At 72.4% G+C, this 25,315-nt stretch carries 17 protein-coding genes; 3 read left to right on the forward strand and 14 right to left on the reverse strand.

What is annotated here, in order from left to right:
- Window positions 1-19 precede the first annotated feature (19 nt).
- From fxsT (ACFVXE_RS23085) to ACFVXE_RS23145, 13 genes are all read right to left on the reverse strand, one after another.
- Complete coding sequence (gene fxsT, locus ACFVXE_RS23085; protein WP_389673671.1) at window positions 20-3,031, reverse strand: FxSxx-COOH system tetratricopeptide repeat protein; 3,012 nt, start codon at window positions 3,029-3,031, stop codon at window positions 20-22.
- Between the two features lie 664 nt (window positions 3,032-3,695).
- Window positions 3,696-5,051: a CHAT domain-containing protein gene (locus ACFVXE_RS23090; RefSeq protein ID WP_389673645.1), complete on the reverse strand. Its 1,356-nt coding sequence runs from the start codon at window positions 5,049-5,051 to the stop codon at window positions 3,696-3,698.
- Window positions 5,041-6,936: a hypothetical protein gene (locus ACFVXE_RS23095; protein ID WP_389673647.1), complete on the reverse strand. Its 1,896-nt coding sequence runs from the start codon at window positions 6,934-6,936 to the stop codon at window positions 5,041-5,043. The genes ACFVXE_RS23090 and ACFVXE_RS23095 overlap by 11 nt, the downstream gene beginning before the upstream one ends.
- Window positions 6,937-6,943: 7 nt before the next feature.
- Window positions 6,944-7,885 (reverse strand): AAA family ATPase, encoded by a 942-nt coding sequence (locus ACFVXE_RS23100; protein ID WP_389673648.1) that lies wholly within the window; start codon window positions 7,883-7,885, stop codon window positions 6,944-6,946.
- Window positions 7,882-8,292: a CU044_2847 family protein gene (locus tag ACFVXE_RS23105; protein WP_389673649.1), complete on the reverse strand. Its 411-nt coding sequence runs from the start codon at window positions 8,290-8,292 to the stop codon at window positions 7,882-7,884. The genes ACFVXE_RS23100 and ACFVXE_RS23105 overlap by 4 nt, the downstream gene beginning before the upstream one ends.
- Before the next feature lie 84 nt (window positions 8,293-8,376).
- Window positions 8,377-11,370 carry an FxSxx-COOH system tetratricopeptide repeat protein gene (gene fxsT, locus ACFVXE_RS23110; protein ID WP_389673651.1) on the reverse strand — a complete coding sequence of 998 codons (2,994 nt, stop codon included), beginning with the start codon at window positions 11,368-11,370 and terminating at the stop codon, window positions 8,377-8,379.
- 92 nt (window positions 11,371-11,462) lie between these two features.
- A complete protein-coding gene (locus tag ACFVXE_RS23115; RefSeq protein ID WP_389673653.1) occupies window positions 11,463-12,860 on the reverse strand; it encodes an aKG-HExxH-type peptide beta-hydroxylase in 1,398 nt (465 codons plus the stop codon).
- Complete coding sequence (locus ACFVXE_RS23120; RefSeq protein ID WP_389673655.1) at window positions 12,857-14,014, reverse strand: FxsB family cyclophane-forming radical SAM/SPASM peptide maturase; 1,158 nt, start codon at window positions 14,012-14,014, stop codon at window positions 12,857-12,859. The genes ACFVXE_RS23115 and ACFVXE_RS23120 overlap by 4 nt, the downstream gene beginning before the upstream one ends.
- A 256-nt stretch (window positions 14,015-14,270) precedes the next feature.
- Complete coding sequence (fxsA, locus tag ACFVXE_RS23125) at window positions 14,271-14,483, reverse strand: FxSxx-COOH cyclophane-containing RiPP peptide (protein ID WP_389673657.1); 213 nt, start codon at window positions 14,481-14,483, stop codon at window positions 14,271-14,273.
- Window positions 14,484-14,648: 165 nt separating this feature from the next.
- Complete coding sequence (locus ACFVXE_RS23130) at window positions 14,649-18,104, reverse strand: SAV_2336 N-terminal domain-related protein (protein WP_389673658.1); 3,456 nt, start codon at window positions 18,102-18,104, stop codon at window positions 14,649-14,651.
- Between the two features lie 7 nt (window positions 18,105-18,111).
- Window positions 18,112-19,161, reverse strand: coding sequence for an AAA family ATPase (locus ACFVXE_RS23135; RefSeq protein WP_389673660.1), 1,050 nt, complete (start codon window positions 19,159-19,161; stop codon window positions 18,112-18,114).
- A 115-nt stretch (window positions 19,162-19,276) separates the two neighbouring features.
- A complete protein-coding gene (locus ACFVXE_RS23140) occupies window positions 19,277-21,304 on the reverse strand; it encodes a trypsin-like peptidase domain-containing protein (protein ID WP_389673672.1) in 2,028 nt (675 codons plus the stop codon).
- 56 nt (window positions 21,305-21,360) lie between these two features.
- Window positions 21,361-21,957, reverse strand: coding sequence for a CU044_2847 family protein (locus tag ACFVXE_RS23145; protein WP_389673662.1), 597 nt, complete (start codon window positions 21,955-21,957; stop codon window positions 21,361-21,363).
- Window positions 21,958-22,153: 196 nt separating this feature from the next.
- Between ACFVXE_RS23145 and ACFVXE_RS23150 the strand changes: the two genes are divergently transcribed.
- The gene (locus ACFVXE_RS23150; RefSeq protein ID WP_007266501.1) at window positions 22,154-22,339 is read left to right on the forward strand and encodes a DUF6104 family protein; all 186 of its coding nucleotides are present in this window, start codon (window positions 22,154-22,156) and stop codon (window positions 22,337-22,339) included.
- Between the two features lie 8 nt (window positions 22,340-22,347).
- On the opposite strand, the gene ACFVXE_RS23155 is transcribed toward ACFVXE_RS23150, so the two are convergent.
- The gene (locus tag ACFVXE_RS23155) at window positions 22,348-23,229 is read right to left on the reverse strand and encodes a hypothetical protein (protein ID WP_389673663.1); all 882 of its coding nucleotides are present in this window, start codon (window positions 23,227-23,229) and stop codon (window positions 22,348-22,350) included.
- A 156-nt stretch (window positions 23,230-23,385) separates the two neighbouring features.
- Here ACFVXE_RS23155 and ACFVXE_RS23160 point away from each other — a divergent pair, with 156 nt between their 5' ends.
- Entirely contained in the window at window positions 23,386-24,243 is an 858-nt protein-coding gene (locus ACFVXE_RS23160) for a DUF4097 domain-containing protein (RefSeq protein ID WP_389673665.1), read from the forward strand.
- Between the two features lies 1 nt (window position 24,244).
- A complete protein-coding gene (locus ACFVXE_RS23165; protein WP_389673666.1) occupies window positions 24,245-25,255 on the forward strand; it encodes a helix-turn-helix transcriptional regulator in 1,011 nt (336 codons plus the stop codon).
- The last annotated feature ends 60 nt before the right edge of the window (window positions 25,256-25,315 follow it).

Here is a 25,315-nt window from a genome sequence, read left to right on the forward strand (position 1 = left end):
TCCCGGGGCGGCCGGAGGATCAGATGATCTGCGGTTCGAAGTCCCAGTAGGGGCGGTTGCGGGATCGCGCCGAGACGGTGTGGACGTGCTGGGGGCCGAGCGTGGCGGAGAGGTCGCTCAGGACTTGGTCCTCGATCCTGTCGGCTCGCTGCCGCTCCCGCAGGCCGCGCAGGTCAGCGGCGTACGCGGTCCGCGCGGAGAGGGTGAGCGGGTGGGTCCGGCCGAGGACCTCGGTGGCGCGGGTGACGGTTGCCTCCGTGAGGGCGGCAGCGCCTCTGGTATCACCCACCAGATTGCGCAGCGCCGAGGCGTTGATCGCGCAGCCGAGTGTCCAGGGATGGTTCTCGCCGACCGCGTGGGTCATGTCGACGAGCGCTTCCTCCAGGAGCAGATGGGCGTGGTCCCGTTCTCCCACGTTGCGCAGGATCAGCGCGTGGTTGGCCCGGGTTCCCGCCACGTACGGGTGGGATTCGCCGAGCATGTCGACATAGCCGTTCACGACCTTCTCGCTGATCTCCCTGGCCTGGTCGATGTCGGCGTGCTCACGGGCGAAGAAACTCTGACTGGCCGCGAACATCATGGTCAGCGGATCGCCCTCGCCCAGTACACGTTCGCAGCGTTCCAGCACACGGCTGAAGAGAGCCCGGGCCCTGGTGCGGTCCCCCGAACGGTAATGACACAGCGCGAGGTTGTGCTCGGCACGCAGGGTCTGCGGATTGTCGACCCCCATGACGATCCGGTGCACCCGGGCGCTCTGCGCCTGGAGCGACTCCGCCTCGCCGTAACGGCCCAGCAGCCGCAGATCGGTGGCGTAGTGGATCTCCGAGTACAGCGTCCAGCCGTGGCGCGGGCGCAGCAGCTGGCGCCTGGCCTCCAGAGTGCGCCGGTTCAGTTCGAGAGCCTCTTCGTAGCGGCCCAGCAGCCGAAGCGAGATGGCCAGGTTGTTCTGCGCGTTGAGCGTCCGCGAGTCCTGCTCGCCCAGGAGCTCCCGGTACGACGCGAGGATCCGACCGGAGATCTCCAGCGCCTCGCCGTACCGGCCGAGCCCCCGCAGGTCGGCGGCGAGACCACCGGCCGCGCGCAGGTGCTCCAGGTCCCGTTCGCCGCGCTCGGCGCGCAGATGGTCCACGGCGGCCCGCTCAATGGCCTCCGTGCCCGCGTAGTCACCGACGGCCCGCAACAGATTGGCATAGTTGTAACTGACGTCCCAGATCCGCTGGTGGGTGTCGCCGAGCAGGACACGCCAGGCAGGCATCGCATCTTCGGCGAACCGGATGCCCGCCCCGTACTCCCCCGAGAGGTACTGGTAGCGCAGGCAGTTGAGGACAAGCTCCTGCACCGCGTCATCGGTGCTGTCCAGCACCTCGGCCCACTTCAGGTGGGGAATGATTTCGGCGTAGGCGGGCCACAGGCGGGTGTCGGTAGGACGGCCGGGATCCGCGGCCGCGAGGGAGTCACGTGCGGCTCGGACGTAGAGGGCACGTTCGGGTCCCGGGATGTCCTCACGGACGAGTCCGTGGACCATGCGGTGCAGATACAGGGTGATGCCGCGCGCCGGGCGCCCTCGGGGGTCCTCTATCCCCTCGTCCCGCTCCAGCCGGATCACGGAGTACCGCCGCAGCTGGCCGATCGCCCGGTCGAGTGACGCCGGGTCGCCGATCACCGGGGCGAGCCGCCCGGGCAGTGCGCTCGGAGGCACCGCTGTGAGCAACCGGAGCGAGAGGGTGCCAGGGGCGAAGGAGGCGCACAGACGCAGAAGTTCGACGGCCTCCGGCGACGCCTCGCGCAGCTGATTGAGCAGAATCGCCCAGGCGGTCTGAAAGGCGAGAGGGAAGTCCGCGGAGATCCGGACGGCTTCGTCGCCGCTGTGCAGGAGTCCCAGGTACTCCTCGATGGACATGTCGGAGTCGTTGAGCCAGCCGGCTGTCTGGTCGAGCAGAAGGGGCAGGTCAGCAAGTCCCTCGGCGAGCTGGTCGGCCTCGGCGGGGGTCAGGCGCAGTGCGCGGCGGCGGATGAAAGCGACCGATTCCTCACGGCTGTAGACCGGTACTTCGACGAGGTTGCTGTTGTGCTCGCCCCACTCGGGGTTGCGGGAAGTGATCAGGACGTGTCCCGGGCCGGTCGGCACCAGGTCCCAGATCTGTTCGGGCTCGTCGGCTCCGTCGAAGACCAGCAGCCAGTGGGAGTAGGGGTCGCCGCGACGCAGCGAGTCACGGACCGCGCGCAGCCGTTCCCCGTACTCGGCGCCGGTGGACAGACCCAGCTCCGGGGCGAGTTCGGCGAGCTTCTGCCGACAGGCGGTACGGCTGTCGGCAGGGACCCACCACACCACGTCGTACTCGGACCCGAACCGGTAGACGTACTCCGCGGCCAGCTGCGTCTTGCCGACACCCGACATGCCGTGCAACGTCACGACGCCCGCACCGGAATCGGCCGCGTGGAGAAATTCGCGGACGCCCGAGAGCAGCGCCTCGCGGCCGGTGAAGCGGGTGTTGCGGCGCGGCACTCCGCCCCACACCTCGGGCATGTCGGCGGGATATCGCGGGCCGGGCCTGGCGTCCGCGGGCTGCGGCAGCGGTCCGGCCGGAAGGCCGAGGCGGGCGAGCAGCCGCCGCTCGGCCTCGTCGGCCCCGATGTTGGTCAGGTCCAACGCGTCGAGCACGGAGGCCCCCGGCAGTGCGGACGTGGTCACGGAGACGGCGACGAAGCGCTCCGGGCCTGAGGCGACGACCTCGCGCAGCGCCCGGTTCCACTCGCCGTGACTGCGCGCGCCGAGCTGGAAGTACCACTCGCTGAGGACGACCAGGACACGGCCGCGGGAGAGCGTCAGATCGCGCAGGCTCTCCTCGAGCGGGACCCCCGTCGGCGGATCCCAGCGCTGCTGGACGACCGTCACCCCGCGCCGCTCCAGACGGTCCCCGATCCAGGCCGCCCACGCCCGGTTGAAACCGGCGAAACTGATGGTGACGTCGGGTGCGGAGCCAGGGTTCTGCCCGGAGCCGGATGTCTGTCCTGATGTCTTTGCCGGCATCCGGTCCCCCGAGGACGTCGGGTCCGCCGCAAGGCCCGTTCCGGGCTCCGGACCTTCCCGCCGGAGCCGGTCCGTGATCACCTGCCAGAAGCCCGGGCGCCGGCTCGGCAGTTCCTCGGCGGTCCCGGTCTGGGCGGCCGACGGGATTTCGGAGGCGGCCGAAGCGGGGGGCTCCGGTTTCTGCGTGTCGTTCCGCGACCGCGGTGCCTCCGGCGCCGACCGTTCCTCCTGCCCGGGCGGTTCCTCCGTACCGACGTACCCGGCGATCCTCCGGCCGGCCCCTGCATCACCGCCCGGCTCGCGGATGGGGCAGATCAGTTCCGACTTGCGGACCAGCATGCCCCACTGGTTGGAGATTGTCAGCCAAAGCGACGCCGGCCCGGCAGCGGTGCCCGCCGTGACCACGAAACGGGCCGGGCCGTACGTACCGCCGTAGCGGTGAAGCACGAGTCCGGGGTCGTCCAGCACCTCGCAGACGAACTGCGGGGAACCGTCCAGAGCGGCCGTGAAGGGCAACTCCTCCTCCGGGAAGGGCCATGCGGTGCAGTCGTACTCGCCGGCGGTATCCAGGGGCCCGCACAGATCGACAGTGACGAGATAGGTGCTGCCCGCCTCGGCCTCGTGCGGCCGGCTGACGACCGGTTCGATCAGCAGGGGCCGGTCCTCACCGTTCATAGTGGTGTGCCTCCTCCCGGCGCTTCGTGCCCGCGGCGTCATCACGCAGCCCGGCGAGCCGGAGGGTGCTGAGCGGATGCCCGTAGTACTGGAACATCAGGCTGTAGAGCAGCCGCCGCACCCGGCGCTGTCCTTCCCTGTTGGGTCTGCCCTCCTGCTGGGTGCGCGGTATGTCGGCCAGTGAACCGAATTCCTGGAGGGCCCGGGCGCGGAAAAGCCGCAGGGAATCCGCGACCGGTCGCCACGGCTCCTCCGTCACGGTCCTGACGAGCTGCCCGATGAGTTCACGGGCTTCCCGGTCGCCGACCTTTCCCGCCGTGACGACGCAGCCGGCGGCCCCTTTGCGCAGGAAGAGTTCGGCGAAGCCGCGGAGGTCGGACTCCCCTCCGCCGGTGTTCCGTACGAACCGGCCGGAGTGACAGGCGTTCAGGCAGACCATGGCGTGGTCGCTGTCCAGCACCGCCATCTCGTGCTCGTCGAGCTCGGACCAGGTGACACCCGCGAGGGAGAGCGCGCTGACCTGTTCGTCGTAGGTGCCGTGGCAGGCCATGTAGACGAGTCCGGTCGGCAGGCCGGACGGTTCGTCGAGCGCGGCGAGGAACGGATCGATGTCGACATGGGGGCGGTGCACATACCCATGGAAGGCAGCCATGTCGGAACGCATGTCGTGGAGATGGGCGCGGGAGGGTTCCAGGAGCGGATCGAAGTCCCGGTCGTGGAAGAAGTAACCCAGGACCCCTCCTTCCACGGCAGTGTGATCCTTGGGCAGGACGATGTCGGGGCGGCGGATGGTGAGCCACCGGGTGAGCACGACCAGCGCTCCCAACAACCCTTCCGTCAGGCCGTGTCCGTGATCCGACGGAAGCCAGAGCGCCTCCCAGGGCAGTTCGTACCCGGTGTCGTCGTGGATGGTCAGTCTGAGCGCGTCGCCGTGCACTGCGCGGGCCCGGTTTATCCAGGCGGCGAGTACCCGTTGGTTGCGGGACCAGAGGCGAATGGCGCGCAGCAGTTCGGACGGCGCCTCGCCGCCCGCGCGGACGTTGCCGAGCGCGATCCCGTCTGGCCTCAGCTGGGTGGGCCCCGTGGTGTACGGAAGCCTCGCGACGCCCTCGCACCAGGCACTGATACCGAAGGCGGGCGGCCCGCCCCGGCGGTCGTGGTGCGGAACGACCCTGATCCGCGCGGTCGCGGGGGGAAGGCGTCTGTCCGCGTCGACCGCCCCGAAGCCGAGACGGTCGCGCAGCCCCGCTACGGTCCCATCGGGCGCCGCCGTGCGAGTGAGCCGTCGCCCCTTCACCACCCCGCTGTCGAGCAGTCTGCGCAGTCCGGACGGATCACCCTGCATGGTCGGCCGCCTCCTCCACCGGCCGCCCCTCGATCACTGTGCCGCAGAGCGCGTCGGACAGCAGGGTGGGCAGTTCGGCGTACGGCTGGCGCATCGGGTCAACGACCACGCAGTGGAGCCGGGTACGATCCATGCCGCTGATCCGGGTGGCGACGGCCAACGCGTCGTCGATTCCAGCGCGTCCCACGGCCCCGTCGCCGGGACGGCCGAGGTGGCTGACGGCTAGCGGAACGTTGCCCCGGCCGTCGGTGACGACGACCAGCAGTGCCTCGACCAGACCGGCCCGGTGGTGCTGGAAGGTCCGCCGCAGGGCATGCGCAGCCTGTTCCAGTCCATGCGCGAGAGGAGTGGCCCGGCCGGGTGCCCGGTTCAGCGCGGCAGCGAGACGGGGGTCGAGAACGCTGCGGGCGGCGAAGGACTCGGCGCGCAGTTCCTGTACCTCGGTCCGGCCTGCCGTCCCGGCGCCGCGGCCACCCACCTCGACCACGTGAACGGATGCCCGGCTGACGTAGGCCCATTGAAGAAAGGGATCGAGTGCGTCGCGCCACTCCCAGCCGTGCCTGCAGGTATGGTCGAGGACCAGGGCGAGCATCCGCTCCGGCTCGGGCGCCCGGACATAGCCGCGCAGATCGCCGGGGGCGATCGTCAGCCGCTCCGGCCGGCCTCGCAGCCCCTGGTACTTGGCGGCCTCCATCACCGTACGGACCGGGGCGAGGTCCCACAGGTCGCGGGCGCGCCGTACGCCGATGACGGCGCCCCGGGCCGCCCGTGGTCCCGCGGTGCGCCGGGCGGGAATCTGCAAGGAAGCGGATTCGGGCACCGGGCCCTTCACATCCTCGGGGTAGGGGGTGTCGGCAGTCCCTGCGCCAGGAGCCGGGGCAGAGCCGATGTGCTCGGCGGGGCCGGGTTCGAACACCGGTGTGCCGTGCAGCGGCCTGCGCCGGTCGTCGGGCCCTGGTTCAGGAGTGTGCAGGGGACGGCGGCCGCCGTGGCCCGGTGCGGCAACCGGCCCGCCGGCAGGGCTGGTTCCGCGCTCACGGCCGGTCTGCGGGCGCCTGGCCGAGGGCAGCCCGATCAGCCGCGCCGCCTCGTCGGCCCGGTCGGCGGTCACTTCGGCGTCCCCGTCGATGCGGGCCAGCGCGCGGGCGATCCGGGCCAGGGCAAGGGCCCGCCGGTGACCGGTGCCGTCCCCACCGCCGTCGCCGAGCAGCTCCAGGACGCGTGCGACGAGGCCGTCACCGACTCGGACGGGCGGGCGGTCCGCGGCCGGTTCCAGGGCGGCCGCCCAGGATGCGGGAAGCCGGCCGAAGGGATCTGGCCCCGGGGACCTGCGCAGTCCCGCGGAGGACAGTCTGACCGGGAAGCGGTCGAGAAGGTGTGGTGAGACGCGATCGACGTCCTCGGTGCGGCAGCCGGCGAGCCAGCGTGCCCGGGGCGCCCACCGACGCCGCAGCCCGGAATGCTCGACGGTGGCGACATCGGCACCCAGCAACTGCACGGCGGCGCGCATCCCGGGGATGCTGAGCCTTGCCAGGTCGGGCACGACGACCAGGGAGGGTACCCCATCGGCCTCGGTCAGTGGGCCGGGGGCGAGGGTGAGGCCGATGCCGCCGGGGCCGTTCCCGAGCCGGGGCCGTACCCACAGCTCCTCGTCCCGGGTGGCTGCCCCGAGGACGGTACGCGGCACAGCGGCTCCACCGGAGGACCGGGCGAGCAACGAGGCAAACACCCTTGTGACGGAAGTGACCCCGTCCCCGGGCAGGTCGAACAGGAGCACGCCGGACAGCCCCGGCTCGACCACGGAACAGACGAGGGCAGTCAGCAGCCGCCGGGGGAGACCGTCCGGCTCCCCGGCAGGCCCGGTCTGCGGCAGGTTCCCGGACATGGGCGGCTCAGCCGAAGAGCTCGGCGACGCGGGCGTCCTCGTCCGGCCCCCAGACGAAGACACCGCCGTGGGCGGATTCGGGACGCCGGTGCCGCAGGACGAGCGGCAGGACCCGTCGCACATGTTCGGGATCGACCCGTGCCGCACCGTCTCTGGCGGCCAGCGCGCGGGAGGCCCGAGCGACGAGGAGGCCGCCGCGCTGCCCCACCGAGCCCATCCGCCCCGCCGCCTCGGCGCACAGCCGACTCATGGTCTCATCGAGCCTGACCCGGGTGAGCCGCTTACGGGCAGCCAGCAGGGTCCGGCACAGCGTGGCGTTCTCCGCCTCGGCCGAATCCCGCCAGGAGGAGGCTTCGAGGGCGGACTCCTCCTCGAAGGCCAGCACGGTCGTGATCATCCGATGGCGGGCCTCGGTGTCCAGATCGGAGGCGATGACCATCAGTCCGAACCGGTCGAGGAGTTGGGGGCGCAGGCTGCCTTCCTCCGGATTCATGGTGCCGACGAGCCCGAAGGAAAGGTGCCTGGCGGCGTCGATCCCTTCTCGCTGGACGGACAGCACACCCGTGGAGACCACATCAAGGATGATGTTGACGAGATGGTCGTCGAGAAGATTGACCTCGTCGATGTACAACAAGCCCTTTTCGTGGGCTGCTTCGAGCAGTCCGGGCTGTTCCTTCGCCTCGCCGCGCATCAGCGCGTCGAGCTCCCAACCGCCCAGTACCCGGTCGTCGGTCGCGTTGATCGGCAGAGTGACGGGCAGTTCGCCGCCGGACATGAGTGCGAAGGAGCGCACGATCGTGGATTTGGCAGTGCCACGTTGCCCGGTGATCAGTACCCCACCGATGCGCGGGGCAATGAAGTTGAGCTCCAGTGCGAGCTTGAGCTCGTCCTGGCCGACGACCCGGCTGTACGGGAGGATCGGTATGGCGGGTAACGGCGTCCCGCTCATGCGCCGGTACCCGTACCGGTGACGGTGGTGGCGGGCGCGGCCGCGTCGCCCGGCTGCCAGCGGAAGGTGACCTGGATCTGGGCCTGCGCCCCGGCCCTCACCACGGCGGCCATGCCGGCCTCGAAGGTGATGCCCACCTGCAGTTCGATCTCGTCGGGCCGCAGACCGTCGCCGAGGTCACTGAGTCTGCGCATCGCCTGGGAAGCACAGCGCCTGGCGAGGTCGAGCCCCTCGCCGTAGACGTCTTGGCCAGCTCGTATGACACGCCGGGCGGTACCTTCCCTCGCCTCCTCGTCCTCGTAGAAGGCGTCGAAGTCACGGGCAGCGGGCCCGTACTCGTCGCCGTCGACGACGACCGGGATCGGACCGTCCTCTCCTGGTGCGGCAGGCCCCACGATGACCGTCATCCGTTCCCCCTCGAACGTCAACCAAGCCTGTACACAAGATTACTGACGATGATTCATCTGTCGGGGTCCTTTTACCGAAAGGCCTCAGATCATCTGCGGTTCGAAGTCCCAGTAGGGGCGGTTGCGGGACCGTGCCGAGACCGTGTGGACGTGCTGGGCGCCAAGGCTGCTCACGAGGTCGTCCAGGGCCTCGGTCTCGATCTTGTCGGCACGCTGCCGGTCCCGGACACCGCGCAGGTCGGCCGCGTGCGCGATCCGCGCGGAGAGGGTCAGCGGGTGGGTGCGGCCGAGGACTTCGGTGGCGCGGGTGACGATGGTCTCCGTGAGGGCGGCGGCGGATTCCGGGTCGCCGACCAGGTTGCGCAGTGCCGAGGCGTTGATGGCGCAGCCGAGTGTCCAGGGGTGGTTCTCCCCGACCGCACGGGTCATCTCCGCGAGCGCTTCCTCCAGGAGCAGATGGGCGTGGTCCCGTTCTCCCACGTTGCGCAGGATCAGCGCGTGGTTGGCCCGGGTTCCCGCCACGTACGGGTGGGATTCGCCGAGCATGTCGACATAGCCGTTCACGACCTTCTCGCTGATCTCCCTGGCTTGGTCGATGTCGGCGTGCTCACGGGCGAAGAAGCTCTGACTGGCCGCGAACATCATGGTCAGCGGATCGCCCTCGCCCAGTACGCGTTCGCAGCGTTCCAGCACACGGCTGAAGAGAGCCCGGGCCCTGGTGCGGTCCCCCGAACGGTAATGGCACAGCGCGAGGTTGTGCTCGGCGCGCAGGGTCTGCGGGTTGTCGGCCCCCATGACGATCCGGTGCACCCGGGCGCTCTGCGCCTGGAGCGACTCCGCCTCGCCGTAACGGCCCAGCAGCCGCAGATCGGTGGCGTAGTTGATCTCCGAGTACAGCGTCCAGCCGTGGCGCGGGCGCAGCAGCTGGCGCCTGGCCTCCAGAGTGCGCCGGTTCAGTTCGAGAGCCTCTTCGTAGCGGCCCAGCAGGCGCATCGACGTGCCCAGGTTGTTCTGCGCGTTGAGCGTCCGCGAGTCCTGCTCGCCCAGGAGCTCCCGGTACGACGTGAGGATCCAGCCGGAGATCTCCAGCGCCTCGTCGTACCGGCCGAGCCCCCGCAGGTCGGCGGCGAGACCACCGGCCGCACGCAGGTGCTCCAGATCCCCTTCGCCGCGCTCGGTACGCAGGTGATCCACTGCGGCCCGCTCAATGGCCTCCGTGCCCGCGTAGTCGCCGACGGCCCGCAGCAGATTGGCGTAGTTGTAGCTCACGTCCCAGACCCTGGGGTGGTTCTCGCCCAGGAGCTCGCGCCAGGCTTTCATCGCGCGGGCGCCGAGCTTGATCCCTGCCCGGTACTCACCCGAGAGGTACATGTACCGCAGGCAGTTGAGGACCAGACCGTGGACCGCCGGGTCGGTGCTCTGCAGGACGTCGGCCCACTTCAGGTGGGGGGTGATCTCGGCGTAAGCGGGCCACAGCCGGGTGTCGGTGGGGCGGCCGGGGTCTGCGGCCGCGAGGGCTCTGCGGACCACCCCGATGAATTCCTGCCGGTCCCGCTCCAGCATGTCCTTGCCGACGATCTGATGGACCATGCGGTGCAGGTACAGCGATTCGCCGGAGGAGGGTTCGTCGATGATCGACTCGTGGGACTCCAGGCGGACCACGGAGTACTGCCGGAGCTGACCGATCGCCCTGTTCCACAGCAGCGGGTCGTTCATCAGGCCGGACAGCTGCTCGGGCAGTTCACCGGAAGGCATTTCCTTCAGGAGCCGCACGGGGATCGAACCGGGGGCGAAGAAGGTGCACAGGCGCAGCAGATCGACGGATTCGGGGACGGTGTCCTTCAGTTTGTTCAGCAGTATCGACCAGGCGGTCTGGAAGGCGACCGGGAAGTCCGCCGAGACCTTGACGACGTCCTGATCGATGCCGCCGTCGAGAAGTTCGATGTACTCCTCGACGGACATGTCGGAGTCGTTGAGCCAGCCGGCCGTCTGGTCGAGCAGCAGCGGAAGGTCTTCGAGGGCATCGGCGAGCTGGTCGGCCTCGGCGGGGGTCAGGCGCGGTGCGCGGCGGCGGATGAAGGCGACCGATTCCTCGCGGCTGTAGACCGGTACTTCGACGAGGTTGCTGTTGTGCTCGCCCCACTCGGGGTTGCGGGAAGTGATCAGGACGTGTCCCGGGCCGGTCGGCACCAGGTCCCAGATCTGTTCGGGCTCGTCGGCTCCGTCGAGGACCAGCAGCCAGTGCGAGTGGGGGTCGCCGCGACGCAGCGAGTCACGGACCGCGCGCAGCCGTTCGCCGTACTCGGCTCCGGTGGACAGACCCAGCTCCGGGGCGAGTTCGGCGAGTTTCTGCCGGTAGAGGGCCCGGCGGTCGGCGGGGACCCACCACACCACGTCGTACTCGGACCCGAACCGGTAGACGTACTCCGCGGCCAGCTGCGTCTTGCCGACACCCGACATGCCGTGCAACGTCACGACGCCCGCACCGGAGCCGGCTTCCTGGAGGGCGCGGTAGGCGTGGTTGAGCAGCGCCTCGCGGCCGGTGAAGCGGATGTTTCGGCGCGGCACTCCGCCCCACACCTCGGGGACGTCGGCGGGATATCGCGGGCCGGGCCTGGCGTCCGCGGGCTGCGGCAGCGGTCCGGCCGGAAGGCCGAGGCGGGCGAGCAGCCGCCGCTCGGCCTCGTCGGCCCCGATGTTGGTCAGGTCCGCCGCGCCGAAGACGGAGGTTGCGCCCGGTAGGGCGGAGGTGGTGACGGAGACGGCGACGAACCGGTCCGGGTCGGGGGCGACGACCTCGCGCAGGGCCCGGTTCCACTCGTCATGACTGCGCGGGCCGAGCTGGAAGTACCAGTCGCTGAGAATCACCAGGACACGGCCGCGGGACAGCGCCAGGTCGCGCAGGCTCTCCTCGAGCGGGACCTCCACCGGCGGATCCCAGCGCTGCTGGACGACCGTCACCCCGCGCCGCTCCAGACGGTCCCCGATCCAGGCCGCCCACGCCCGGTTGAAACCGGCGAAACTGATGGTGACGGTCTGCGTCCCGGTTGCTCCAACTTGCTTGTGCGTTCCGGGCATTCAACCGTCTCCCTGCCTCGATTCGAGCCTTGTCAACATACACCGGCGAGCCTTTCGGATCAGGTCGCCGGGGGCGCCGGTCGTGCCCGCCGTCATGCCCGCCGCGAGCCGTTCCTCTGCTGCCATATCACGCGTGCCGTGCTCACGTACGCCGCCGCACGTGCCAGATGACCCGTGGGTGGCGGCCAATCGGCCAGACGGTGGTAGAGGGCGATCATCTCGTTGACGAGTACGCGTCCCTCGTGGGTCAGCGCACCCGAACCGGCGAGTACGGGCAGTACGGCCCCGACCTGTTCGCGGCAGCGCGCGTGTTCCGCCCAGGCCAGATCGCGGTGCGTGACCCGTTCCGCTCCGCGGGCGAACCGCTGCCAGTAGTCGGCCAGCGCGATGTGCGAGTACGCACCCTGCAGCAGTCCGTCGAACGGCCGGGGGTCGGATCGCCAGGGCGCGAAGTGCCTGGGGACGGCGTCCTCGTGATGCAGCCGTACGAGGGCGCTGAGCGCGGCCAGCTTGGTGTGCTGGAGTTCGTGGACGAGGGTCGACGCGAAGTACGCCGGGGTGGCGGGCTTGCTGCTGAGGACCGCGCCGAACGCCTCGCGCCTGGTTCCACTGCAGTGCGCCGCGCCCTGGCCGGTGGGCCCCGATCCGGGCGGAGGCCCGAGCGGCACCAGACAGCGCAGCAGGACCGCCGCTTCGGTCAGGCGGTGTTCGCCGCCGATCCGGAGCAGCGGCTCCACTCCCGACCAGGACCGGGTCCATGCCTTCCGTTCGGCGTCGTCGATGTTGGTGGCGCCGCTCAGGCCGTGGCGTTCGAGACCGCTGCCCGATGTGCGGTGCGGGTCCAGGTCGTCCAGCGGGACGGGCCGGGCCCCGGGCAGTACCGCGGCCAGGGAGAGTACGGGCAGCCACCGCGGGTCCGGCGAACTTGTCGTGCCGTCCGGCTGGGTGTGTACGGAGACGGTCGCAGCCGCCGGCCGGCCCGGCCGCAGTGTCAGTCGGTCTCCGTCGAACGCGATGTCGACCGGGCCGGGGTCCGTTTGCAGCGCCCCCAGTGTCGGAAGTGGCAGCAGACCGCCGCCCGGGGCCGTGAGCCGGACGGAGAAGGCGAGCCCGGCGCGGATCGCCGCTGCTGCCGCCAGCGCGCTCAAGTGGTCGAGATCGGAGGTGAGTCCGGCGGTCGCTCCGGGGGCGGTGAGGCCGCGCAGACAGCGTTGCGCCCACGGGCCCGCCAGCGGGTACAGCAGCACGGCGCGCGCGGCCGTACGGTCGGCGCGGTCTGCCGCTTCGAGCAGCGCCCAGTCCTGACGCAGCCGGCTCAGGCGCCGCGGCGGGAGGACGGTGGCGGGGGCTCCCCCCGCGGCGTCGAGCAGTGCCCGCAGCAGGACGAGGCGGCGGGTGTCCTGGTCGCGTACGAGCAGGCCGAGTGAGTCGGCATCGCCTTCGGTACGGCCGAGTTCGCGGAGCACGTGGTCCGGGAGGGCGGGGCTCATCGGGGGGCTCCCGCGGTCGCGGTGGCCAGCCGGCCCGCCACATGGCGGACGAACCGGTCGAGGTCGGCACAGTAGACCGAGGGGTTGGTGAAACCGGACCCTGCGCGGTAGCGGTGGGCGTAGTGGCCTCCGCCGCAGACGGTCAGCAGCGGGCAGGTGCGGCAGGCGGGCGCGAGAGCGCCGGTGCCTGCCTGACGGGCGACGACCCCCGGGTGGCGCAGGGCGTCGTCGAAGCTGTGGCGGAAGATGTCGAGTCCGGTGGCAGCGGCCGTGTCGTAAGCGGACTTGAGGGAGTCGACCTGTTCGATCGTGCCGTCCGTCTCGACGACGATCACGTCCACCGGGTCGAGTCCGAGCGATTCGGTGGCGGCGGGCAGGCCGAGCAGGAGGGCGAGACACTCCTCGAACAGCCGGACCCGAGTCTCTCGCCGGCCGGCCGGCCACCAGCGGTCGAAGACCGTGCTCAGCCAGTCGCCGTACGGGGTCGGGCGGGCTGGTCCGGGTCCGGTGCCCGGGGTGCCGGCGTCGGGTATGCCCGGTGGCGGGTTCGTCCAGTTGCCGTGCGGCAGCAGTAGGTCCAGCGCGGGCGGGCGCAGGCCGAGCAACGACTCGTACATCTCGACGGGGTCGGTCCGCGGGTCGACGACGGTGAGGATCCCGGCGTACGCGTCGGGATACCGGTCGGCCAGGAGGCGGGCGCCGCGGGAGGCGGCGGGCCAGGAGGGGCGCCCCGCGTGATCGGTCCGCAGGGTGTTGTGGCTGACCAGGCCGCCGTCGAGGCTGACGCCGACGCGGATGCCGTGCCGGGCTAGGGTGGCGACACGGGCGTCGGTGAGCAGGGTGGCGTTGGTCTGGACGGTGGTGTGGACGGTGCAGGCGTCGGGTACGCGTGCACGGACCCGGTCGCTGAGCGCGGCCAGCCGGTCGGCCCCGGCAAGCAGCGGTTCACCGCCGTGCAGAACCAGTGCCACGTTGCGCAGACCATGGGCTGCCGCGTGCTCGGCGATCCGGTCCGCGGTCCGGTCGAGCACGGCCGGCGCCGCGGCGGCGGGGCGCGCCCGCCACGTCCGGTCGGGGCCTTCGTAGAGGTAGCAGTAGCGGCAGGCCAGGTTGCAGCGGCCGTGCACCTTGACGATGAACTGGCCGAAGGGCACAGGTGGCCGGATGCCAGGATCCGGGCGCGGTGCCGTGGGCGGCGTCGCCTGTCGGGACACTCCGGCACCCCCGTGCTGTACGTCCTCCGTCGAGACGGCGCCCGTTGCCGGCCCTTGGCGAGTATCCCTGTCCTGCCGTGCGGGCAAACTCGCCCCTGGCCACGATGTCCTGTTCAACCGGGCCTCGGGCCGAAACAGGACGGGCTCGAACCGGGCCGGCCGGAAAGGTGCGGGCAGCCCCGCCCCGGGCGGCAGATCAGAACGCGTTGGTGAATCCCCACAGCATCTCCCGCGGCTGCTCGGACCTGTCCCGCAGGTCCGCCACCACCTGGGCGAGGACCGGGTGGTCCAGTGTCCGCAGCGTCTCCAGGTCGAGGCCGAGCAGGTCCGGCAGCGCGTCGCCCGGTCCGCCGTCCTCCCTCGCCCGGCCGGTGTCGGCCGGTCCACCCGAGCCGTTCAATTCGTCCATCGGATCTCCCCGTTGTCGCTGTACCGGCTCCGCGGCCGTGCGCTCTCCGTCGAGCGCCCGCCGCCGAACTCGCATCCCTGACCCGCGTGCGTGACCGCTCTCCCGACACCGACCGTCAGGTCCGTGCCGGGCCGCGGGGACCACCGCGCGCACTCCGTCGTGCGCTCAGCGCTCCAGCTCGGCCAGCCGCTCGGCGGTCGACTCGGCCGCCGCGCCGCCGCCGTCCGGCAGTCTGCGCCATGCGAGACCGGCCGCCCGGTACGCCTCGCGTGCGGCCCGGGGACGTCCCGCCTTCTCATACGTCATACCCCGCCAGTGGTTGGCCATAGCACCCAACTCGACCGCCTCTTGGCGCTGTTGTGGACTCTCCAGCTCCGCTTCGGCCGTGCGTGCCGACTCGGCCGCGTCCCGGAACGCCTCGGCCGCCTCGTCCAGCCTGGCCGGCCGCTGCAGCACGCGGGACGCATCGAGATGGGACCGGCCCAGCGCCAGCCAGCAGCGCGCCTCGGTCAGCGGATCGCGCGCCTCCTGCGCGGCGAGCCCGAAGAGATACTCGGCCTCCCGCAGGTCGACCCGGTCCTCGGTGAGCCGGTGCCGCAGCATCAGGGCGCGGCCGAGCATCAGCAGCCGTCCGGCCAGGCGGGCACTGCCGGAGGGCGTCTCCGTGCGGCAGTCCCGCAGCACCCGGACGGCCGAGCCGATGTGGCCGTGCCCGTCCGGGAGTTCGGCGCGGCGCAGCAGCGCCCCGCCCCATTCGGCGAGCAGATCCGAGTGGGGCCGGGAATCGCGCGGGACGCCGCGGGACGCGCGGTCGAACCACTCGGCGGCCGCCACGAGTTCGTCCGGCGCGCCCAGCTGCTCGTACCGGGCGACGCGGACCCGCCCCGCCCTGATCTGCAGCGCGGCGCGGCGGCGCTGTTCGCGTTCGGTCTCCAGAGCCCGGTCGACCAGCGCCGCCGCCTCGTCCGGTTCACCGCCGGAGGCCAGCAGGGCGTCCACGAGGTCCACGACGATCCGCGCCGCGGCGTCCGGCGTCCGTCCGTCGACCGCGACGAACGCGGTGCGCAGCGAGCGGGTCGCCTGGCCGGCGTAGACCCGGGCCTGCTCGGTGTCGACCGTCGCCTCGGCCAGCCGTAGCAGGGTCCGGCCGTGGGCGAGCGGCAGGGAGACCGGCCGGTTCTCCTGGTCGGGCCAGACGTCGGCGAACGCCTCCAGCATGCCGGCCGCGGCCTGCAGCAGGGCGCTGTCGCCGCCGAGCCGCCACTGCGCCTCCAGGGCCCGCACCCGCTCCAGGGTGAGCAGCAACGCCTCGTCGGGGTCCAGGCCCGGGGCCGCGCACGCGGCGGTGTACTCGCGGTCGGCGCGCCGGAGAAGTTCGAGGGCGCCGTTCCGGTCGCCGCGCCGGCGCCGGTCGTCGGCCGTGGCGTGCAGCACCTTGGCCAGTACGGCCCGCTCGCGCACCGCTCCGGGCTGCTCGGCGGCCAGTTCCGCGGCCCGCTCGGCCTCGCGCAGCAGGTCGCCGCCGCCCTGGAACCCCCACAGCCGCAGTACGCAGCGGGCGTACTCCGCCCACAGCTCCGGGTCGGCGCCCGGGTACGGCTCGCGCTCGGTGGCGCCGCGCAGCAGCTGCACCGCGTCGATCAGGTACTGCACCATGCTGTCCGATTCGAACTGGCGCAGGAGCGCGCGGGCGCTCTCCACCGCGGTGTGCGCGGTGCGGCCGGTGGCGTCGTGGACGCCCCGGTCGCCGTAGCGGGCGAACTGTTCGGGCAACGGCATGAAACGCTCCAGTACGCGGGCCGCGACCTCGGCGAAGGGGTGCGGGACGCGTGACCCGGCGCCGTCGCCCTCGCCGTTCTCGTCGCCCTCCCCGTTCTCCCCGCCCCCGCCGAATCCGCTGTCCGTCCGCGGCCCGGTGTCCGTGGCGTACGAGGTGCCGCGGCGCCCTTCGCCGAGCTGCGCGAAGGCCAGGGCGGGGAAGTTCGGCCCGCCCTTGCCGAACCGCTGCTCTATGTACTCCGAGCAGTGCTTGAGCACGAGGAGCGCCTCGTCCCGGCCCAGCGGACCGAGCAGGGCCTCCTGGACGCCGGGGGCGAATTCGTACCACTGCCCACCGCCCGCGGCGTCGGACCTGCCGCGCGTCAGCAGTCCGCTCAGCAGCACCTCCGCGAGTTCGGACGGACCCGAGTCGGGCAGCATCGTCCGCTGGACCAGTTGCATCACCGGCAGATGGAGCGGGGCCGCGGCGAGATAGACCGCCAGCTGTCCGGCGGCCGGGGATGCCGTCGAGCGGAAGCGGCTGACCAGCTGGAGCGAGGACAGCCGGTCCCCGGGGCGGGGCCCCGGTGCGGCGGGCTGGTCGGCCCTGACCCAGCCGACCGCTCCGGAGATCCGGCCGGCGCCGGTTCCGGAGAGCAGCCTGGCCCAGGCCGCGAGCGCGCCCGCCACCGGCGGGAGTACGGGGACGGCGAGGGCGCCGGGACGGGAGGCGGGCACACCGCCGGGCTCCTCGGTGACCTTGAGGACCGCGGCGCCGGAGAGTCCTTCGCCGCGGGAGAGCGCCCCGTAGGTGACCGGCAGCCTGGTGCGGTTCCACATGCGTTGCGGCAGCGGCTGCAGGATCGCGGCCGGGGCCTGCCGAGCCAGCTGATGAAGCAGCCGGTGTGCCCGCCCGCTGTGCCAGAGCGGTCCGGCGCAGTCGCTGACCAGGACGGTGACGCGACGGCCGGTCGGGTCGCTCAGCCGGTCCGCGGAGCTCAACGGCGCGGCGGCCGGGTCGGGGCTGCGGCTGACGGCGCAGGAGCCGTCGGGCCCGCGGTGCAGATAGCGCACCTGGACATCCCGGAAGGCACCCAACTGGCTGAAGATCTGCTGGAGTTCACCGAACATACGGTCCCATACGCGCATCGACGACGAGGCGTCCATGACGAACTGCAGAAGCGCGTCGGCCCGGGAGACGGCGCGGAACACCGGGATGATCAACCCGCCCGCCCGGGCACTCAGTTCGGCGGTGGCCGTCTCGTCCAGAGTGTGGCGCGAGGGGGGTGAAGCGGGACGGTAGCGTTGCAACGGGCGTAAGGCACGCTGGAGTTCCAGCGGCGCGGGAAGTGCGGGGGCGGCGGGCACACCGAGGGTGAGGGTGGCGGCGCCTCGCCGCCCGTGGTCACCGGGGCCGTCGTCCTCCCCCTCGCGCCGGTCGGCCCGGCCCCCCGGCCCCCGCGGCGGCACGGGGTACAGGGCGACGCGGCCGTCGGCGTCCGCGGAGCCCTCCTGTCCCGTGCGGCCGTCGTCCGGTACGCCGTCCGTGGCGGCGGCGACGGGCGCGGGCCCGGTGGACGGCGCGGCGGGCATCGCGTCGGGTGGCCGGGGTCGCGCGGGCGCGCCGCCCCGCTCCTCCTCCCCCTCCGGTGCGCCGGCGGGGGAGGTCCACCGGGCGAGCCAGAGGGCGTCGCAGAGCTGTTCGGCGTCGGGGTCGAGCCCGGCGGCGCGCAGCCGGGCGACGAGTACGGGCAGCAGCCCTCCGTCGTACGGCTCCGGTGCGTGCCCCGCGGTCTCCGGGCCGGGGCGGCCGCCCGGAGGCGGGCCGCCGTCCGGGCCGTGCCGTGCCGTGGCGTCGGGCATCAGCTCATCACCTCGGCCGGTCGAGTCGCTGGATGAGCAGGTCGGCGAGCCGGTCGCGGCCGGCCGGGGCGGCGGTGTCGGTGAGGTAGATGGCGTTCAACAGCTGGTCGGTGGCGAGGAGTTCGCTGCGCGAACGCTCCAGGAAGTGGGCGATGAGATCGTCCCCGGAGCGTGCCGCCTCGTCGCCGAGATGGGCCCGTACGAACGTGGCGAGCCGCTGGTGATCGGGGCGGCCGAGCTCCAGGTGGATGCAGCGGCGCATCAGCGGGGCCGGGAAGTCGCGCTCGCCGTTGCTGGTCAGCACGACGAAAGGGAAGGCCCCGCACTGCACCCGGCCGCCCCTGACCTTCACCTTCGTGCCGTCGTCGGTCAGCACCTCGGCCTCTCCGCCGGGCAGCCGGTCGGCGATCCGCTCCAGCTCGGGTATGCCGAACTCGCCCTCCTCCAGGACATTGAGAAGGTCGTTGGGCAGGTCGATGTCGCTCTTGTCGAGCTCGTCGATGAGCAGGACGCGGGGCCGGTCGGAGGGCAGCAGCGCGGTGCCGAGCGGGCCGAGCCGGATGTAGCTGCCGACGTCGTCCGCGGCGTCCGCGCCGGTCGTTCCGGCGGCGGAGCCGTGCGCGGCGATCTGGACGTCCTGCAGCCTGGCGATCGCGTCGTAGTGGTAGAGGCCGTCGAGGAGGGTGGAGCGGCTGACGATGGGCCAGCGCAGAACCCGGCCGAGCCGCAGTTCATGGGCGACGGAGTGGGCCAGCGTGCTCTTTCCGGCGCCGGGGCTTCCGGTGACCAGCAGCGGGCGGCGCAGATAGAGCGCGGCATTGATCATTTCGAGTTCTTCGGCGCCGGGCCGGTGGAGTTCGGCGATGTGCCGGTGCCCGCCGAGGCGGCGGGCGGCGGAGCCGTCCGTGCGCGCACCGGGGCCGTCGCCGCTCCCGTCCGGGTCCGGGGCGCCGCGGCCCGCGAAATCACGCCAGGGGGGCGGTGGCGGAAGCTGTCCGATGCCCTCGTGGGGTTCGCCGGCCCCCCGGTAGATGAGCCACTCGCTGGGTTCACTCATAGCGTGTTCCTCGTCGTCACTCGTTTGCCGGGACGGGTCCGCGGGGCAGCCACCGAACGTGCCTCACCGTAGCGATCGGGGCATGCCTCCGTAAGGGGCGCAGTGGTGCGGCCGTTCACGGCGCCTCCAGGAGCTGTCCGGCACCGGGCAGCGGGTGGTGCGGATCGTCGTAGTACAGGGCGACGCCGTCCGACCAGTACGTCTCCGTGCGCCCCGCGCGCACACCCTGTCTCAGCTCGTGGATCTTCTGCGGCAGCCGGTCGGCGCTGCGGGCCTCCGCGACGGCGTCGGCTGCGCGCCGGTGGAACTCGGTGCAGACCGCGCCGGTCTCCCCGGTCCGCCGCCACAGGGCCACTCCGAATCCGCCTTCGAGGATCCGCACCAGCCCGGCCGTGGCCTCGGGGGCGGGCCGGTCGCCGTATCTGCAGAGCACCGGGACGGTCTCGTGCGGCAGGGTGTGCAGCGTCGTCACCTCCGGTACGCGTACCCCCATTCCGTCCTCGCAGTCGACGACCTCGGCGCGCATGGGAGCGTTCCTGGTGCCGTTCCAGCGGGCCCTGCGCACCCTCTCCAGCTCTTCGCCGGGCGGCTGTTGCCCCGGATCCGAGCAGCGGACGGCCACCGGGCGTTGGGCCCCGAGCGGCGGCCCGTCGGGGGTCGTCCGCCAGTTGTCCACGTCCAGGCCGAGCAGCGCAGGTACGACCGCGACCTGGAGCATGGCGGGGCTGTCCGGTTCGTCGCACCTCCGGAACGCCTCGGCGAGCGGGGCGGCGAGCCGTTCGGCCAGGGCGCCGAGCCCCGTGCCCTGGCTGTCCTCGGCCACGGGCAGCACCTCCCCGGTGCGGCGGGCGACGCCGACACGCCAGTCGTAACGGTCCCGTTCCCAGCCCCTCGGTTCCAGCTCCAGCAGCACGAAGGCGCGTTCGCCGTACCGGACCGGCCCGTTCCTGGGCTCGGGGGGTCGCTGGTGTTCCTGGTCCCGGCGCTGCCGGACGGCATGCCAGTGCAGTACGAGCTCCTGCCGGAAATCCCGGGAGAGGTCCTCGTCGGCGATCCGTTTCACCCATTCCCACAGGGACTTCGTGGCGGCCCGGGTGGACGGCACGTCGTACGGCCGGTCGGCGGCGAGGACGCCCATGCAGTAGCGCAGGATCAGTTCGAGCGCGGCGTCGCGGTCGCGGACTCGGGTGTCGCACAGCGCGCCGAGCCCGTCGCGCCAGCCGCGCGGCGCGGGCCGCAGATCGCGCGCGTGGACGTTCGGCAGGCCGTCGAGGAGCCGCAGCAGATTACGGGTACTGACCGGTGGCGGGAACTCGGCGAGCCTGCCCAGGAGGTCGATCCGCCGCTTGGGGCTGAGCACCCGGCCGAGCGGTCCGGGAAGCTCGCTCTGCACATCGGCCCAGGTCCGCTCGGTGGAGGCGGGGCTGTTGTGCCGGTCGGCATGGTAGCGGTCGTGGGCGTGGAAGACGGCCTGGTACGTGTCGTCCGTCTCGGTCTCCACGGGTCCGCCCGGCACCGTCAGCGAGCGCAGCCGCTCGATCCCGACGGCGGTGCCGCCCTGGTGTCCGTCGAGCTGCGACTTGATCACGCCGACCACCTCGCCGCGGGTGACGTCCACCACCGGCCCACCGGACATTCCGAGCTCCAGCCAGTCCTCGGCGAGCCGGATCTGCTGGTCGGCGTCTGCCCAGCCGCCGTAGGTGCCCTTCACCTCGCAGTCACCGCTGAGCGTCGTCAGCCCGCCGCCCGGTGAGCGCGCCCAGCCCACGACGCGGACCTTGCGGCCGCGGAGCATGGCCTCCGCTCGTTCGGTGACGTACACACAGGGGTGTTCGACGGGCCGTCGCAGCTGGACGAGCGCGAGATCGGGCGCGGGCCACCCGTGGGATCCGGCCGGCCGGGTCCCGGGCAGCGCGGCGACCACCGCTCCGGGAACCTCGGTCAGTCCGGAGTCGTGGGGGTCGGCCCTGTACCACACGCTCACCTCGCGCCCCTCCCCCTGCATGGCCACATGCGCGCACGTGAGAACCCAGCCCGGGGCGACGAAGAAGCCGCTTCCCAGGAAGCTCGGGCCCGGTCCGTCAGTGGCATACCCGCCCCCCGGACGATGGATGCGTACGGTGGCGTCCCGCACGAGGTCCATGAGGGCGGCCTCGGCCGGTTCAGGACCCCCCACCGCGCCCCCGCCGGCCTCCACCGTCACGACCCGCCGCCATCGCCGGCCGCGCTGCCGTCGGGGTGCGCCGGTGCGCCGGGGGATGCCCCGGCGGGCGAACCGTCCGCGGATCCGGGGGCGTGCGACGGCGCGGGCACGGGGCCGGTCGGCGCGGTCCCCTGGGGCGCCGGGGCCGGCGGCATCGGGGGTCCCGGCGGGACCGGTGGTGGGACCGGGGCGGCCTGCACGGGCAGTTGCGGTGTGATCGGCGGGGCGACGGGCGGGCCGCCGCCGCTCCAGGTGAGCGTGACCTTGATGGCTCCCTTGGCCTCGCCGTCGGCGAGGAGTCCGACGACCCTGCCCGCCTTGGCGGTGAGCTCGATGCCGAATTCGACGCTGACCTCGTCCGGCCGTACGGCCCGCAGCGGCTCGGCGAGCGAACGCGCGACGCTGGTCACCACGGACTGCAGACTCTCGACCCGGGCCTGCACCTGGTCGGCGATGTCCGAGAATCCGGTGTCCGTGTAGGACAGGCCCCCGCCCGGCTGCCGCTGAAGTTCCTCGGCCCCGGAGATGCGCGCCCAGACCGGCGTACCGTCCGGCATCTCGATGCGCGTGACACGGGCCCCGCTGTCGCTCATGAAACCCCCCGTTCCCCGAACTCACCGCAGGTTAACGGCAGTACGCGGGCGGCGCGAGGCACATCGGCGAGGACGCGGCCGTGCGGAGGGTGGTTCCGCGGCCGTTCCCCGACCCGGTTCCACCGTCCCCGCGAGAGGCTCCCGGGCCCGCGGTCCCGGCCCTCCGACGGCCCTCACCAGGCCTTAAACTTGCGCCATGTACTTCACCGACCGTGGTATCGAGGAACTGGAGAAGCGGCGCGGCGAGGAGGAGGTCACCTTCGAGTGGCTCGCCGAGCAGCTGCGCACGTTCGTCGATCTCAATCCCGACTTCGAGGTGCCCGTCGAGCGCCTCGCCACCTGGCTGGCCCGGCTGGACGACGAGGACGAGGACGACGAGTAGGACGGGCCTCAGTTCGTTCCGCCCCAGGGGGCGGAGGCCCGGATCCGGTCGTACCCGAGGCCGAGTGCCCCGTGCACGATCAGCAGCGCCCCCGCGAACGCCCAGCCTCCGCTGCGGCGCCGGGCCCCCAGGGCGACGAGCGGGAGGCCCGCGGCGAGCTGGGCCAGGGCCAGGGCGCGCGCCCTGGGACCACGCACCCACGGTCCGAACCCGCTGCTCTCGACCGCGTCGAGTTCCCGCTTCACGGCCTCGCGCCACCCTGCCCAGACGATCCGCTCCGTGGTGGGTCCGCGCCCGGCCGCGACGCAGAGCCGCTCGGCGGGTTCGCCGGGGTCGAGACCGGACGGCAGCGCCAGTCCGAGGTGGGCGAGGACGGCGAGGAGACCCCGCAGCCGGGTGCGGGCGTCCGTCTCGGGGTCGGGGCGGGTCAGGGCTTCGAGCCGCTGGACGTCCAGCACGGGGTCCAGGCCGAGCCGTACGGCGAACGTGTGCATCGCCTCGTCCTCACCGGCCGGGGTGCCGTCCGCCAGCCAGACGTACCCGACGGGCCGCCGGAATCCGGACGCGAGCGTGTAGCCGGCCCGGTCGCCGTCCCACCACAGCGCGAGGACCGGCCAGGCCGAGCCGACCGCGAGCGCGGCGGCCCAGCCGCCGAGCACACGGTCGACCGGCTGCGGCTCACCCTCCTCCCCCGCCCTCTTCTCCGCCGCGCCTTGCCCCTGTCCCTGTCCCTGTCCCTGCCAGGGCCTTCCCTCCGGGACCAGGACGCTCCACCCGTCACCGGCGGGCGCGAGCAGCATCCGCTCGCGCAGCAGATGGGCCGCCGGCCGTACGGACTCGGGTTCGGCCCGGCAGAGCAGCAGCGCACCCGCGGATGATGTCGCGTTCATGCCCCACACCGTAGGGCAATTTGCCCATATTTGGTGCGATTTGATGGCCTCGCACCCTCTCGACCCTCCTCTTGACTTCCCCGATCCGCGATATATCGTGTTCAGCAAGAGACGCGATATGTTGCGTCGCGCCGACTCACCCGGGAGGTCAGATCCATGCCTGTGCCGACGTGGACCGTCGCCGAGCCGCAGAAACTGACTTTCGACGAGCCGGTGACGGCGCTCAGCGTGCGCATAGTCAACGGCACCGTCAACGTGGTCGGCACCGACGAGCCGACCGCGCGGCTGGAGGTCTCCGCCGTCGAGGGCCCGCCGCTGATCGTGACGCAGCAGGACGGTGTCCTCACGGTCGCGTACGAGGGCCTGCCCTGGAACGGCTTCCTCAAATGGTTCGATCCCAAGGGCTGGCACCGCAGCGCCGTCGTCTCGCTCGCCGTGCCGGCCGGGTCGGCGGTGGAGGTCGGCGTGGTCGGCGCCGGAGCCGTCGTCTCCGGAATCCGCGGACGTACGGACGTACGGGGCGTCTCCGGCGACTCCACGCTCGTCGGGCTCACCGGCCCGGTCCTGGCGGAGACGGTCTCCGGCGGCGTGGAGGCCCAGGCCGTCAACGGCGCACTCCGCTTCAAGTCGGTCTCCGGCGACCTGACGGTCATCGAGGGCGCAGGCGCCCTGGTACGCGCCGAATCGGTCAGCGGAAACATGGTGCTGGACCTGGACCCGACCGGGGAGCCCACGGACATCCGGCTGACCACGGTCTCCGGCGAGGTCGCCATCCGGCTTCCGCACCCGGCGGACGCGACGGTCGAGGCCAACACGGCGAGCGGCTCCGTCTCCAACGGCTTCGAGGACCTGCGGGTCAGCGGCCAGTGGGGGGCGAAGAAGATCACCGGCACGCTCGGAGCCGGAACCGGGAAGCTGCGGGCGACCACCATCTCCGGATCGATCGCCCTGCTGCGCCGCCCACCGGCCGAGGACGATCCGCACACCGCCGAGCCGACCGGAAAGGTGCTCTGACATGCCCCCCGTATTCGCCCACGGGCGCCTCCGCCTCTACCTGCTCAAGCTGCTGGACGAGGCACCCCGCCACGGCTACGAGGTGATCCGGATCCTGGAGGAACGCTTCCAGGGTCTGTACGCACCGTCGGCGGGCACCGTCTATCCGCGCCTGGCCAAGCTGGAGGCCGAGGGCCTCGTCACCCATGCCACCGAGGGCGGACGCAAGGTCTACTCGATCACCGACGCGGGCCGCGCCGAACTGGCCGGACGCGGTGGCGAACTGGCCGATCTGGAGCTGGAGATCCGTGAGTCGGTCTCCGAACTGGCAGCCGAGATCCGGGACGACGTGCGCGGCGCGGCGGGCAAGCTGCGCAGCGAGATGCGCGCGGCGGCCAGCGAGAGCCGGCACACCTCGGCCGCGGGGAGCGGCGCGAAGGGCGACCGGGGTTCCCCGTTCGGCGATTTCGGCGACTTCACGGACTTCGGTGACAAGGAGGCGTGGCGCAGCGCGAAGGAGGAGCTGCGCAAGGCCCGGCAGGAGTGGAAGGAGCAGGCCCGCCGCGCGAAGGACGAGTCCCGCCGGGCGCGCGAGGAGGCCCAGCAGGCCCGCCGCCAGGCCAAGGAGGCCCAGGACAGGGCGCGTGAGCAGATGCAGAACGCGGCCCGTCAGGTCCAGGAGCACTTCGCGCGCGGCGACTGGCCCACGGGAGTACGGGAGGGGCTCGCCGAGATCACGGGCCGCCTGGCCGGCTACACCGGGTCCGGGAGCTGGCCGCCGTACACCAAGCCGGAACCGGCCGCGGCGGACCCCGAGTGGGGCAACGACGCGGGCGTCACGGGCAATCCGGCCCGCGACCTGGACCGTCTGCTCGACCGCTTCCGCGACGACATCCGCGACGCGGCCCGGGACCGGGGGGTCACGGCGGACCAGCTGGCGGAGGCCCGGGGCCACCTGTCGACCGCGGCGGCCCGGATCGGCGCGCTGCTGCGGCAGGACGGCGAGGGCAGGGAGAACGACACCCGGAAGTGATTCCGCGAGGGGCGGGCGAGCCGTGACGGCGCGCCCCCCCCCCGCCGACCCCCACCCCGG

The organism is Streptomyces sp. NPDC058231, from assembly GCF_042882275.1.
In the GTDB taxonomy this organism is placed as follows: domain Bacteria; phylum Actinomycetota; class Actinomycetes; order Streptomycetales; family Streptomycetaceae; genus Streptomyces.

What these genes read in the sequence shown, in the direction of transcription:
- fxsT (WP_389673671.1), bottom strand. Translation starts at nt 3,031, where the DNA reads ATGCCGGCAAAGACATCAGGACAGACATCCGGCTCCGGGCAGAACCCT.
- ACFVXE_RS23090 (WP_389673645.1), bottom strand. Translation starts at nt 5,051, where the DNA reads ATGCAGGGTGATCCGTCCGGACTGCGCAGACTGCTCGACAGCGGGGTG.
- ACFVXE_RS23095 (WP_389673647.1), bottom strand. Translation starts at nt 6,936, where the DNA reads ATGTCCGGGAACCTGCCGCAGACCGGGCCTGCCGGGGAGCCGGACGGT.
- ACFVXE_RS23100 (WP_389673648.1), bottom strand. Translation starts at nt 7,885, where the DNA reads ATGAGCGGGACGCCGTTACCCGCCATACCGATCCTCCCGTACAGCCGG.
- ACFVXE_RS23105 (WP_389673649.1), bottom strand. Translation starts at nt 8,292, where the DNA reads ATGACGGTCATCGTGGGGCCTGCCGCACCAGGAGAGGACGGTCCGATC.
- fxsT (WP_389673651.1), bottom strand. Translation starts at nt 11,370, where the DNA reads ATGCCCGGAACGCACAAGCAAGTTGGAGCAACCGGGACGCAGACCGTC.
- ACFVXE_RS23115 (WP_389673653.1), bottom strand. Translation starts at nt 12,860, where the DNA reads ATGAGCCCCGCCCTCCCGGACCACGTGCTCCGCGAACTCGGCCGTACC.
- fxsA (WP_389673657.1), bottom strand. Translation starts at nt 14,483, where the DNA reads ATGGACGAATTGAACGGCTCGGGTGGACCGGCCGACACCGGCCGGGCG.
- ACFVXE_RS23130 (WP_389673658.1), bottom strand. Translation starts at nt 18,104, where the DNA reads ATGCCCGACGCCACGGCACGGCACGGCCCGGACGGCGGCCCGCCTCCG.
- ACFVXE_RS23135 (WP_389673660.1), bottom strand. Translation starts at nt 19,161, where the DNA reads ATGAGTGAACCCAGCGAGTGGCTCATCTACCGGGGGGCCGGCGAACCC.
- ACFVXE_RS23140 (WP_389673672.1), bottom strand. Translation starts at nt 21,304, where the DNA reads ATGGACCTCGTGCGGGACGCCACCGTACGCATCCATCGTCCGGGGGGC.
- ACFVXE_RS23145 (WP_389673662.1), bottom strand. Translation starts at nt 21,957, where the DNA reads ATGAGCGACAGCGGGGCCCGTGTCACGCGCATCGAGATGCCGGACGGT.
- ACFVXE_RS23150 (WP_007266501.1), top strand. Translation starts at nt 22,154, where the DNA reads ATGTACTTCACCGACCGTGGTATCGAGGAACTGGAGAAGCGGCGCGGC.
- ACFVXE_RS23155 (WP_389673663.1), bottom strand. Translation starts at nt 23,229, where the DNA reads ATGAACGCGACATCATCCGCGGGTGCGCTGCTGCTCTGCCGGGCCGAA.
- ACFVXE_RS23160 (WP_389673665.1), top strand. Translation starts at nt 23,386, where the DNA reads ATGCCTGTGCCGACGTGGACCGTCGCCGAGCCGCAGAAACTGACTTTC.
- ACFVXE_RS23165 (WP_389673666.1), top strand. Translation starts at nt 24,245, where the DNA reads ATGCCCCCCGTATTCGCCCACGGGCGCCTCCGCCTCTACCTGCTCAAG.